The organism is Acaryochloris sp. CCMEE 5410, from assembly GCF_000238775.2.
Taxonomy (GTDB): Bacteria; Cyanobacteriota; Cyanobacteriia; order Thermosynechococcales; family Thermosynechococcaceae; genus Acaryochloris.
In genome coordinates, this window is sequence record NZ_AFEJ02000001.1 from 652,354 (window position 1) to 664,876 (window position 12,523).

At 38.6% G+C, this 12,523-nt stretch carries 9 protein-coding genes; 8 read left to right on the forward strand and 1 reads right to left on the reverse strand.

The window, feature by feature from the left end; all coding sequences use genetic code 11:
* Nucleotides 1-52 precede the first annotated feature (52 nt).
* Nucleotides 53-937, reverse strand: coding sequence for a pentapeptide repeat-containing protein (locus tag ON05_RS02865; protein ID WP_010475223.1), 885 nt, complete (start codon nt 935-937; stop codon nt 53-55).
* A 644-nt stretch (nt 938-1,581) separates the two neighbouring features.
* Here ON05_RS02865 and ON05_RS02870 point away from each other — a divergent pair.
* The 8 genes from ON05_RS02870 to hepA all read left to right on the forward strand — a co-directional run bounded on the left by ON05_RS02870 (nt 1,582) and on the right by hepA (nt 12,479).
* Nucleotides 1,582-2,811 carry a glycosyltransferase gene (locus ON05_RS02870; RefSeq protein WP_010475225.1) on the forward strand — a complete coding sequence of 410 codons (1,230 nt, stop codon included), beginning with the start codon at nt 1,582-1,584 and terminating at the stop codon, nt 2,809-2,811.
* Between the two features lie 366 nt (nt 2,812-3,177).
* On the forward strand, nt 3,178-4,359 hold the full coding sequence (locus tag ON05_RS02875) for a glycosyltransferase family 4 protein (RefSeq protein WP_010475228.1): 1,182 nt from the start codon (nt 3,178-3,180) through the stop codon (nt 4,357-4,359).
* Nucleotides 4,360-4,528: 169 nt separating this feature from the next.
* A complete protein-coding gene (locus tag ON05_RS02880) occupies nt 4,529-6,652 on the forward strand; it encodes a tyrosine-protein kinase family protein (protein ID WP_063825633.1) in 2,124 nt (707 codons plus the stop codon).
* 33 nt (nt 6,653-6,685) lie between these two features.
* On the forward strand, nt 6,686-8,050 hold the full coding sequence (locus tag ON05_RS02885; protein WP_010475233.1) for an O-antigen ligase: 1,365 nt from the start codon (nt 6,686-6,688) through the stop codon (nt 8,048-8,050).
* 41 nt (nt 8,051-8,091) lie between these two features.
* Entirely contained in the window at nt 8,092-9,003 is a 912-nt protein-coding gene (locus ON05_RS02890; RefSeq protein WP_010475234.1) for a sulfotransferase domain-containing protein, read from the forward strand.
* Between the two features lie 23 nt (nt 9,004-9,026).
* Complete coding sequence (locus tag ON05_RS02895) at nt 9,027-9,566, forward strand: serine acetyltransferase (protein WP_010475236.1); 540 nt, start codon at nt 9,027-9,029, stop codon at nt 9,564-9,566.
* Between the two features lie 69 nt (nt 9,567-9,635).
* Nucleotides 9,636-10,619: a glycosyltransferase gene (locus tag ON05_RS02900; protein WP_010475238.1), complete on the forward strand. Its 984-nt coding sequence runs from the start codon at nt 9,636-9,638 to the stop codon at nt 10,617-10,619.
* Nucleotides 10,620-10,628: 9 nt separating this feature from the next.
* The gene (hepA, locus tag ON05_RS02905; protein WP_010475240.1) at nt 10,629-12,479 is read left to right on the forward strand and encodes a heterocyst formation ABC transporter subunit HepA; all 1,851 of its coding nucleotides are present in this window, start codon (nt 10,629-10,631) and stop codon (nt 12,477-12,479) included.
* Nucleotides 12,480-12,523 lie beyond the last annotated feature (44 nt).

Here is a 12,523-nt window from a genome sequence, read left to right on the forward strand (position 1 = left end):
AACTTTACTCTAGCGTTCTTGGTCACGAGCTATATCAGTCTCCGACTGACCTTTAGGATGAAGGTTTAGGGCAAGTCGTATTTTTTTTCCCATTAGGCATGGTTGCTTGGCAGAAATTTACATTATTGAGTCCTGCCTTGGGTAATGTCGCCCCTCTTAAGTCTGCACCGCTGAAGTTCGCACCATCAATGCGAGTGTCAGATAAGTTTGCATTGATGAGTTTGGCTTGACTGAAGTTCGCATCCCGGAGTTTAGCTTGTGTTAACACTGCTTGAGTTAGATTAGCTCTGGTAAAATCAGTTTCTCTTAAATCTGCTTTTGTTAGATCTGCCCCTACCAAATTTGCCCGGGCAAAGTTTGCTGATTTGACAAAGGCCTGCTGTAAATTCACCCGCCTTAAATCCGCATCTTGGAAACGGGCATTTTCTAGCAGCGCTGATTCAAGATTTGCCGACCGAAGATTGGCTTGTCTCAGGATAGCTTGAGTCAATATGGCCTCTTTCAATACAGCTTCTTCTAAGACAGCACTATGCAAAAAAGCTCTAGAAAGGTTGGCTTTACTAAGTTGAGCATTGCTGAAATTAACTTTTTCCAAGTTTACGCCGATCGCAGAAGCTTGTTCCGCTTGGAATAGCTCCTCTTTTTGAGGCTGTAGAAATAAGACGAGCTCGGCCCCTTCCAAATTAATGCCCCGTAAATTGCAGTTAGCACAACTCCCTGTCCATCGAATTCGTTCAATAATTTCATCAGAATTGGGCGCAATAATCGATAGGCCCGCTGATTCGTCAACGGGAACAGTCGGTAGATTCGTAGAAGACTCAGGCAGGGGAGGAGAAATTGTTGTGGGTGAAAGGCTTTGTGGAGATGGTTTAGAGCTATTGCCTAGCCAAGTTAATAGTCCAACAAAGACCACTGCTGCAATAATTCCCGTTCTCATGGTGTCAGAATAATTTGGCGCTGCCTCTCACTCTAGCTTTTTGGAGGGGCATTGGCGTCAGGAAATGGACGTCAAATGCGACTCAAATTTCAACATCGTGATTTACCAATACTAGGAGGATATCAAAATCCAAGGTAGTAAAGCATAGCTAGATTAAGGATTTATAAGGTAAATGACCTATTAGAAGGGTAAATATCATGACTTGATCTTATTTTAATCCTATGATGACAGCAAAAAAAAGATTATTTTACTGCCACTAAATATCGGTTCTGAATACACATCCTAATTTAGGAACGTTATTTTTTATTTTTATAATGTAACCTAGGTTACCCGCAAGATGAAAGACTATGTGTAATATGACAACGTCAGGACAAAATATTACTAAGAAAGCTAAAAGTGTAAGTGTGTAGTGTGTTTTACAAAAACGGATTTTCTCTAGGAAACTAGATTTATTGGTATGTCATTACACAGTTTTTATTGAACTATTGAATTAGTTTACTGATGTAAATTCAGATGCTTCTTAGTAATCCACTAAAAACCTTGTTGGTTGAGGATTGCTCGGAATTTCATAGATAGAATAATTGCTTATCTCAGACGTTCTTTTTTCTATCTAAGGCTGTGCGAAGTCGTTAGCAATCTGCTGAATGTTAAATCCATCTTTGACTATTTTTTATCAAATTGATCCACTGGATGTCAGTATTGGTGGCATTCAGACAACCGTTCTGAACTTTATTAAATATGCACCTCAGGATTTTGATATTCGACTGGTAGGGATCACATCTAGAAAGGAGTGCAGTATTGGTAGCTGGCAAACTATTTTAGTTCTTAACAAGCAGATACAGTATCTCCCTATACTTTATATTGAAGATGACAACATCAGAGGACTAATACCCACTACCTTAAAATTCCTTCTAGCATTGTTTGGAAAGGATTTAAATTCTGACTTTCTCCATTTTCATAGAATTGAGCCTTCTTTAGCTTCATTTAGTTGGCATGGCGAAAAAACGCTATTTATTCATGCAGATATAAAAAAGCAAGTCAATGGTCAAGGCGGCAATAAAACCTTTTTATGGAGATATTTACCTTCTGCATATTTCCTGCTTGAAAATATGTTGATTAAGCAATTCTCCTATGTGTTGTCCTGCAATTCCGAATCCCTGAAGTATTTACAGAAAACTTACTTCTCCACTAAGGGCTGTTATCAGCTGATCCGAAATACCGTGGATGATGAAATCTTTTTCCCACTATCTGCTCAACTAAAGGACCAAAAGCGTCTCCAACTGATCTCAGAAATGGAGCTGTCTCTGAAGACACGCTTCATTACCTATGTGGGGCGATTGCACCCTCAAAAAGATCCTTTGTTATTGGTTAGATCAGTAGCAGAACTTGATGATGCCAATATCCATCTACTTATGATTGGAGTAGGCGAACTAAAAGAAGATATTCAATTAGAAATCAAGAATTTAGGGTTAAACAGCCAGGTAACTTTGTTGGGCTCCATGAATTCGCGAGAAATTGCAGATATTCTCAGAGTGAGTGACCTTTTAGCCTTAACAAGCGTTTATGAAGGGCTTCCGATGGTTGTATTGGAGGCCCTAACTTGCGGGATTCCAATCGTTTCGACTGATTCGGGTGAAACCTCTAAATTGCTTACGAAAAAAACAGGAGTCATCATTCCTACGAGAACCCCTAAATCCACCGCTGATTCTCTCAGGACTGTATTGGAAAACCCTCAATGTTATCCCAGTCAAGCCTGCACTCAATTATCCAGTCCCTATTGGGCAAGGTTGGTTGTTTCAGAAATTTATAACGATATGCGAGAACGATGGAAAGACAGACAGCAATTGTCAGAGAAAACTTTCTCGACAGCATAATTGATGATGACTTTATCCCAAATGAGTCTATGGGACATCATTACTTCGAAGCTGCAAGAGCAGCCCCCGACGCCAATCTGAGACTGCTCTCTTAACTCCCAAGTACTGATGTAGGAGCCTAATCCCATGCTAGCAGCAATTTTTAGAGATATTAACCAAACAAATCCAACCCGTTAGAGTATTTGAGTTAAAAACTATGTTGAATTAGAGATTAATCCCATGAAAAACGATCTTCCTAAGTTTGCAATGTTGCTTAAACTTGCACATTGTTTAACGTTATCAAACTAACTATTTTAATCTGCGGTTCCCGACGCCAATCTGAGACCGCTAAACCCAAGTACTTGATGTCAAAAATAAGGTTGCCAAATGAAAGTTGCCGTTATTGGACCAAAGGGTCTACCAGCAAAACAAGGTGGAATCGAGCATCACTGTTCAGAGGTTTATCCTCGAATGGTTGCCCAAGGAAATTCTGTGGTCTTGTTTGCCCGTTCCTCTTATACTAATTTATCGTGGTTTAAGAGAACCTCCTATGAGGGGGTAGAGGTTGTCAATCTTCCTAGTATTTGGCTACGTGGGATTGATGCTTTTCTATCTTCTTTGATTGCAGCTATATCGGCCTCTTTAGGACAATATAATATTGTTCATTTTCATGCATTAGGACCTTCTTTATTCTGTTGGTTACCTAAGTTAAATCCTTTCCAGAAGCCTCCTAAGATTGTAGTCACTTGCCAAGGGTTAGACTGGCAAAGAGCAAAATGGGGCACTTTCTCTAGCACTATCATCCGGTTAGGTGAACGAGCAGCTGCTCTGTTCGCTGATGAAATAACCGTTGTTTCAAGGGAACTTGAAGCCTATTTTTGGCATACCTATCAGCGAAAGACAGTATATATTCCCAATGCACCTGCCACATATAAAAATTCAGATCCAGACTTTAAATTCGGAAAATCTCTCGGTTTAGAATCTGGTAAATATTTTATTTTTTTGGGCAGGCTTGTTCCTGAAAAAAGACCTGAGCTATTAATTGAAGCTTTTAAGAGGATAGAAACCTGTGGCTGGAAATTAGTGCTCGTGGGTGGAGTTAGCGATACAACAGTCTATCAGAGAGAACTCTTGAAGAGAGCTGAGGATAGAGATGATGTAGTGTTTGCAGGTGAGCTGAAAGGTGAACAATTGGCAGAGCTGGTTAGAGGTGCAGGGTTATTTACCCTACCTTCAGATTTAGAGGGTTTGCCATTGGCCATGTTGGAGGCAATGCGTGAAGGTATTCCTATTCTGGCTAGTGATATCTTGGCACATCGCCAATTACTAGGTACTGACCGAGGCATTATGTTCCAAGCAGGAAATCTACAATCTTGTATTGATAGCATTGATGCTGCTTTGAGGGATTTAGAAAAGCTATCCCAAATGGCTAAGAGGGCTAAAAAGCACGTTTCTGAGAACTATACTTGGCAAAAAATAACTGCCGATAATTTGGACCTTTATTCAGCACTTTTGAGTTCGGATTTTCCTCTTAATCCTGAGAAAAGTGAACCGTTAGATGTGAAGTAATTGGGAGGCTAGTGTCTTCGAAATTACCACACTTTTTTGACTTCATCTTTTTTAGATGGGTGGAGTTGAATGGTATGGGTATTGGCTTGGACTAATTAAGTAAAAAAGCTACTTAGTTTAGCTAAGCGTTCTAAATAAGCAAAGTAAGTCATTAGCTTTTTTACCTGTTATGAACGAATCTGTTTCAAAAGTAATCAAAATAATTTATAGGAATCGTTGGACTACCGTAGGAACTTTTCTATCTGTTTTTACTGGGATAGTCGTGTATCTGCTGATTACTCCTCGTCTATATTCCGCAAAAGTCCGGTTAATTTTAGATCAAAGGCCAGCCACAAGTATTTCCCCCCTGGGTCGTGATATAGCTCAAACGCCAGGAGATAACAACAAGGGGCTAGCAACCCAAGAAGAGCTTGTTCGTTCTAAAAGTGTTCTCACAAAAGCTATTGTGTTGTTTAACCAAAGCAATCAAGATAGTGCCATTGAGAAAGTTACCCTAGGCGAAGTTAAGCCAGAAGTCGCCACAGCGGTTATTCCCGGTACTCAGATCATTGAAATTACATTTCGCCATACAGACCCAGGAGTAACTTCATCGCTATTGAATTTGATCGCCTCAAGCGTCATTCAAGAGAATGCTGAGACTATTCGCTCTGAAGCAAGGGCAACACGACAATTTCTAGAGAATCAAATCCCTCGCAGGCAACAGGAACTCATTAAAATTGAATCTTCCATCAGTCAGTTTAAGCAGCAATACGACATTGTTTCACTAGAGGAAACAGATAATAAGCGCTTAACTCAGAGTATTTCTGAAGCTGAAAAAGTGGCTGAGGAGATATCAGCTAATTTAAGACAAGTACAAGCCCGAGGCTTGGCACTTAGTAAAGTCATCGACCAAAGTTCTGATAAAGAATCATACTTATCAGCGAAGGCTGGACAGAATCCTGAGCTAATTAGCTTGAGAGATCAACTGTCTAATCTTGAGTCGCAGCTAAAAATCAAGCAAGAAACCTTGACAGATGATCATCCAGAAATTCAAAAACTCATCACTGAGAAGGATGCTGCCCAAGCTCTGTATCAACAGAAGCTTGCAACAATATCCCCAGGGAGTCGCTTAAACTCGGATGGTACGGTTAAGGTTGCGAATGAAAAAGTTACCCAAGAACTATCAGAAAAATTAGTCCTTAGTGTTGTTGAGAGGGATGAACTGAGGGACAAATTAGCCAATACAAGGGCCTACATATCTAAGCTAGATGCTAGGCGTAAGCAATACCCTGTCTTGGAAAAGACATTAGCCTCATTACAAAGAAAAAAGGAAGGGGCAACAAAATCAGTTAATCTTCTTCGTCAGAAGCTTGATGAGGCCCGTATTGCAGAAGCTCAACTGGTTAGTAATCTCAGAATCATTGAGGAAGCGAATAAACCAACTTTACCCTCATATCCGAATATTCCTAGTTTTCTTGTGCTAGGAATGATGGCTGCAGTTGCACTGTCAGCAGGGGTCACTTTAAGCGTGGAAGGGATGGATGGACGACTCAGAGACTTAGAGAGCATAGCGGAAAACACAAACGTTCCTGTGTTAGGCATAATTCCCAAACAAAAGAATAGCCGTTTGTTCCCTTCATTACCTTTTGCTGAACTTTATAATAACTTGCCATTATTGGAATCAGTAAGAGCATTATCTAAAAATATTGAATATAAAAATTCAACTGAAAGCAAGGTTTTAGTCATAACCAGTGCAATTTCTGGTGAGGGTAAATCATTTGTCGCCACGAACTTGGCTGTTTTATCGGCAATGTTGTCAAAAAGAACTTTACTGATTGATGCTGATATGCGGCGTCCTTCTATCCATAAGATTTTTCAGTTGCCTCAGGATCCAGGATTGCAAGATTACCTCAGAGATTCAGTAAAGGAAGATTTACCCGCTGCTATCCACAGAACATCCGTAAAAAACTTATCGGTGATGACTTCAGGGAAGTTTTCATATGATAATGTCTTCTCTTTTGAAACCCAAAGAGCAAAGGAACTATTTACTGAGGTGCAACAACATTACGATGTGATTGTGATTGATACTCCACCAGTAATGGCTTGCTCTGACGCTTTAGTATTGAGCCAAGAAGGGCGTCAAACAATTGTGGTTGCAAGGCTTGACGTTACTCCTAAGCAAGTTCTAAATAGGTCCATAGACATCTTAAATTCTAATAATGTCAATGTTGTCGGTCTGGCAATAAATGGAGTAACGGCCTCAACGGATAAATATTATCGCTACTTAAAAGAAGATTATGCCTTGGCTGCATGAACTCGGATGGATAAATCTTTTTCTTAAGCATATATGACTATATTTGAACTTAATAAGAAAAGTATTAGTTTTGGCTTGCTCTCTTTGTCAGTTGCTTTGGGTACTGCCATGTTGGGAGAAGTCATCCTTAAAGCAAGCATACTATTAGCAATAACAGCTATTATATTGTCTTTTTTTCTAAAGGAGTTTGAAGTCAGCATCCTTTTTTTACTTGTGCTTAGAAGCTCACTTGATTTCTTTTCTCAAGTTAAAATTCCTGCTGCTTATGGAATCGGAATTGAGATGTTAGCCGTATTTTATATGGTGTTTTGTTTTATTAGTAATAAATCAATTCAAACAGACTCATTTTGGTGGTTATTATTCGGCTGGACAATCTCCCAAGGATTATGGTTGTTGTTAATGCCTCTCGATGCATTAGGCTCTGATGCTTCTTACTTAACTGAAAGTGTTAGAGAGTGGCTAAGAATACTGATATGGCCAACAGCATATTTTTTAGTTCTGCAGTTAAAAGGGAAGGTCTCACCTCAAAAGATTCTCTCTGTCCTATTGCTGGCTTTACCTATCCCAATTTTGATGGCCTTATTTCAGTTACAAAATGGAATAGAACGAATTAACTCGACTTTTGCTCATTCAAATGCATTTGCTTCATTTCTCCTATTATTTATGGGAATAGTGTGGTGGCAATATAAGAATGCATTTAGATTCAAGGGACTATGGATAACGCTGTTAGGTGGACTATCCTTTTTGTTGATTAGTACTAAAGCATTGTTTGTTCTAGTGATGTTGTTAGTATCTTTACTGGTAATCATTCTTCCTAAATTAAGTTTGAAGACCTTGATTTTTGGAATATTAAGTTTTTCCCTGGTAATTAGTTTATTTGCTAGTACGGACTATGGTCGGTCAAGACTTGAGTCAACGATTAATACGCCTTTATTAAACCCAGAGATTAGTATTAATCGAGGGATTCTTTTGTCTGAGTCAGATCATAATAGCTTTAATTGGCGCTTATCTCATTGGCATACTGTTTTAAAGGCATGGGAAAAACATCCCTTTCTTGGTTATGGTTTGGGGCTAAGCAAGCAATCCATTGATAGTAAATATTTACCTCATAATGACTATTTAAGGGCATTGATTGAGGGGGGAATATTAGGGCTCTTCTCTTATTTAGTATTGTGGGGGATATATCTTACTCAGTCGATTAAATTAGTACGATCTTCTACTTTAGACTCTCACAAAGATTTAAGCCTGATTATTACTGCTTTAATTATTGCAGTTTTAGTGGGAATGCTCACAGAAAATATATGGAGCCATACGGTATTCTTCTTCTATTTTTCTATTTTATTAGCAATATCAAGCTGGGATTGGAATTCCCCAGAAATAGTGAGTCTTACAAACTAGATATCTAATTACAGTTTCTAGATTATCTCGGGAAAATACTTATGTATAGAATAAAAAAACGATTAAATATCGAGCATGTCACCTTTGACCTATATCTTATTTATGCCTTGAAATTTCTATATCAAAAACTATTTCATCTAACATGTCCTCAACAACAAATTCTGATGATAGTTGGCTGCCAACGCTCAGGTACAAGCTTAATTAACCGAATCTTCGCTAGGGATTTCAATATTAATGTATATAGAGAATCTAGCTGTCTGTCCTCGAATGATCCAACTCAAACTGGGCACTTTAAGCTTCGGCTCAACTCATTTCAGGATTTGGAATCAGATTTATTAAAGGATAAGTCTCCTACTATTGTTTTGAAGCCATTAGTAGAAACGCAAAATATTTTGCATTTACTCGATCATTTTCCTCAATCTAAAGCCTTATGGATGTATAGGGGGTATAAAGACGTTGTAAATTCATTTCTAAATAAATTCAGTCTAAATGTAGGAATACGAAACATCAAAGCCATTATTGATGGAAATACAGATTTTTGGTATTCGGAATCCATCCCATCTTCTGTCCGATCAACCTTAGTTGAATTTTATAGGGATGATATCCAGCCTGCTGATGCAGTTGTTTTGTTTTGGTATGTCAGAAATTCATTCTTTTTTGAGTTAGAGCTTAATCTGAACTCAAGAGTAATGATGTGTAAATATGAGCATATGGTGTGCTATCCGAATCAATTTATAAACGATATCTATTCTTTTTTGGGAAAAAGATTTAGAGCTATAAATACGTGGGAGATTAATTCATATTCTGTAGACAAAGGGAGGTCTTTAGATCTTTCAGCGGATATCCAGGAACTCTGTGATGGCTTACTCAGTAGGCTTGATCAAGCATTCGATAAACAAATGACAGCTGGTCAAGCTAGGCCTGCACTTAGAGTTGCTAATCAACGAGTTTGATCCGGGTTATTCAGGTGAGATTTATGATAAAAAACCAGCTGCTCGAATATATTTTTCAAGACTGGGAAGTCAATAAGCAGACCAGTTTAAAATCGCGAGTTGTGCTTTCTTCTTTTAGGACTTCTCAATTACTATTAAATCTCCCCTATCCATTTAGATTAATAACTTATCTATATCAAATATTTACGGAGATACTGTTTTCAATAGAATTACCTGCCAACACTAAAATAGGCAAAAACTTGCAGCTTCAGCATGGCTTTTCACTAGTTATCAATCGCCATGTAACTATCGGCAAGGATTGTATCATTCGTCACTCCACTACGATTGGAAATAAGATTCTATCGGATGGGTCTGTTTCCTCATCACCAATCATTGGAGACCATGTGGAAATTGGTTGTAATGTTGTTATTCTTGGGCCAATCGAGATTGGAGACAATGCTGTAATTGGAGCTGGAGCTGTCGTGGTATCTGATGTTCCTGCCCATGCTGTAGTTGCTGGTAATCCTGCTAAAGTTATTCGCTTAAATCGTTTTCAATCCAGCTTATCCTGCGTTGGTAGATAGTTATTTTCAAGAAATAATTGATTCCCATTTCATTGAATCCATAAATAGTATGAGTACAGAACTTATCTTATGGCTAAAGTTTCAGTTATTATTACAACTTTTAATTCGATGCATTTCTTTCCCGAAACCTTAGAAAGTGTTTTGAAACAGACTTTTTCTGATATTGAAGTCATCGTTGTTGATGACGGTAGTTCTGATGGTATTTCTGATTGGATTACTTCTGTTGTAGATTCGCGGGTCGTTTTCCACTCCCAATCCAATCAAGGTGTGTCCTCAGCCCGAAATACTGGCATCAGCTTGGCACGAGGAGAGTATATCGCTTTTTTAGATGGTGATGATTTTTGGACTCCTTCTAAGTTAGAGCGGCAAGTTGAGGTGTTAGACCTTGAAGATGAGGTGGGGTTGGTTCATACCTGGCTGGCCTTAATGGATGAAGAAAGTCGGCTCACGGGTAGAGTCATGAAACCCAAGAGTGAAGGTGAAATTTGGGAGGAAATTGTCGAATCTAATATGATTGCCTGTTCTTCTGTGATGGTAAGGCGGTCTTGTTTAGATGTTGCAGGTATTTTCGATTCAGCCTTGATAGTTGCTGAAGATTGGGATCTATGGATTCGAGTTGCAGCAGTTTACCGGATTTCTGTGATTAAAGATCCGTTGGTTCAATACAGAATCCACCCTACGAGTAAATCGAAGCGGTATCCAGAAATGGTGGAGGATTTTAGAACGATTATTGAGCGGGCTTTTCAATCTGTCCCTTATGATTATTTACCGATTAGAAACCGGAGTTATGGACGCGTAAATTTGTGTATTGCTTGGAAATGTATTCAGGCTAAAGAACCAGATTTTGAGAAAGCAGCCTTTTTCTGTCAGCAGGCAATAAGCCACTATCCAAACTTACGATTTTCTAAAGAGTTTATTTCATTCTCTATTGCAAATACCCTGATGCAAATGGTGGGTATGAAGAGTTACGTTTGGTGTCTGAGCCTATTCAATACTGTTCGGAAAATTTTCTCTCGAAATCATACGCTTAGCCCCGTCGGTCATTCTAGTTAATTGTTTGATATGTTTTCAGATTTACGTATTGCTATTCGGAATCTCTTAAAAGCAACGGCATTTTGGCAGGACAATCGATTGATCCTGAGAGAATTTAAATTTTTCCCTGGCGTTACTGTAGCTGCGATCTCATTCTCGTTAGTCGCTGCTTTTATGTCCGGCTCTTCAATTGCTCTAATTGGAGTTTTTCTACAGGGACTTACAAATCCTCATGAATCGCCTATTCACACTGGCATTAATTGGCTAGATTCTTGGGTTCTCGGAACATATTCTCCATCTTCTGAAAGAATTGTGCGTTTGTCTGGACTCATCCTTATCGTCATTTGGCTACAGGCTACTTTTATTTATCTGGGTCAACTATATTCGAGATTAGTCGCTATTAACCTAACTGAACGTTTACGTAGAAGCCTATTCGAACAACTGCAAAGGTTGAGCTTAAAGTTTTATTCATCAACTAAAGCAGGTGAATTAATTAATAGTATTCGAGGAGAGACAAATCAACTTCAACAAGCTTTTGGAGTTATATCAGTATTTATAACCCAAGGAGCAACACTTCTAATTTATGTTGGGTTAATGTTTATACTGTCTTGGAAGCTTTTACTAGCAGCCTTCTTAGTTTTTTGTTTACTTTCTGTTGTAATTTCTAATATTTCTGCAAGAGTTAGAGAGGCCAGCTTTGATGTCCCAAAAGCAAATGGACAGTTTTCAACAAATACACTTGAGTTTATTCATGGAATTCGGACAGTCCATGCTTCAGCAACTCACGATTTTGAACGAAAACGCTTCTACAAGTCGACACGGCAGGTTGCTAAGTCAATGGTTAAAGTTGCCAAGCTCTCTGCAATAGTAGGACCATTGACTCAAGCTATATCTGGTACTTTGCTAATTCTTATAGTTGCATTTGCCTATAATTCATTGGTAGAAAGTGGTCAGATGAGAACAGTTACATTACTGACTTTTCTGCTTACCTTATCTCGAACAATGCCAGTAGTAACTAAATTAAATGGAGCTTGGACTAATTTAAATGCTTTTCAAGGCGCTTTTCATAATATTAAAGAGCTTTTAAGATGTGATAATAAACCATACTTAAAAAATGGTAAAACAAAATTTTCACACTTAAAATGTTCTATTGACTTTATATCTGTTAATTTTGGCTATACCATTGATGAGCCCATACTTCAGGACATCACACTTTCGATATTTAAAGGACAAACAACTGCATTAGTAGGAGCATCAGGGGCAGGCAAATCAACATTAGCAGATCTTATTCCTAGATTTTATGATCCTTTGCAAGGGAAAATTCTAATTGATGGAATTGAACTAAGCGACTATGATGTCCATACTTTTCGCCATAAGCTTGCAATAGTTAGCCAAGATACTTTTATTTTTAATGCATCTGTTCTGTACAACATTACATATGGCTTGGATGGGGTATCTGAAGAGGCTGTTTGGGAATCTACACGTCAAGCTAATGCGATTGATTTTATTCAAGAACTACCTGAAGGATTACATACTCAATTAGGCGATCGTGGCATTCGCTTATCCGGCGGGCAGCGACAACGAATTGCGATTGCACGAGCATTACTCAGAAATCCAGAGATCCTTATCTTGGATGAAGCCACTAGTGCTTTAGATTCTGTAACTGAACGGCTGATCCAAGAATCCTTAGAAAAACTATCTAAAGGCCGAACAGTGATTTCGATTGCTCATCGATTATCTACAGTGGTTCGTGCGGACAAGGTAGTAGTCCTAGAGCAAGGTCGGGTTGTTGAGCAAGGTGGGTATCAGGAGTTATTAAAACGACGAGGAAAGCTATGGAAGTATCACCAGATACAACATGAACTTGGTCAAGTAAGTTAAATCTAATTCTCAGTTTTTTTAATTAATTAGATTTTTCTTAGCAT

What these genes read in the sequence shown, in the direction of transcription:
- ON05_RS02865 (WP_010475223.1), bottom strand. Translation starts at nt 937, where the DNA reads ATGAGAACGGGAATTATTGCAGCAGTGGTCTTTGTTGGACTATTAACT.
- ON05_RS02870 (WP_010475225.1), top strand. Translation starts at nt 1,582, where the DNA reads ATGTTAAATCCATCTTTGACTATTTTTTATCAAATTGATCCACTGGAT.
- ON05_RS02875 (WP_010475228.1), top strand. Translation starts at nt 3,178, where the DNA reads ATGAAAGTTGCCGTTATTGGACCAAAGGGTCTACCAGCAAAACAAGGT.
- ON05_RS02880 (WP_063825633.1), top strand. Translation starts at nt 4,529, where the DNA reads ATGAACGAATCTGTTTCAAAAGTAATCAAAATAATTTATAGGAATCGT.
- ON05_RS02885 (WP_010475233.1), top strand. Translation starts at nt 6,686, where the DNA reads ATGACTATATTTGAACTTAATAAGAAAAGTATTAGTTTTGGCTTGCTC.
- ON05_RS02890 (WP_010475234.1), top strand. Translation starts at nt 8,092, where the DNA reads ATGTATAGAATAAAAAAACGATTAAATATCGAGCATGTCACCTTTGAC.
- ON05_RS02895 (WP_010475236.1), top strand. Translation starts at nt 9,027, where the DNA reads ATGATAAAAAACCAGCTGCTCGAATATATTTTTCAAGACTGGGAAGTC.
- ON05_RS02900 (WP_010475238.1), top strand. Translation starts at nt 9,636, where the DNA reads ATGGCTAAAGTTTCAGTTATTATTACAACTTTTAATTCGATGCATTTC.
- hepA (WP_010475240.1), top strand. Translation starts at nt 10,629, where the DNA reads ATGTTTTCAGATTTACGTATTGCTATTCGGAATCTCTTAAAAGCAACG.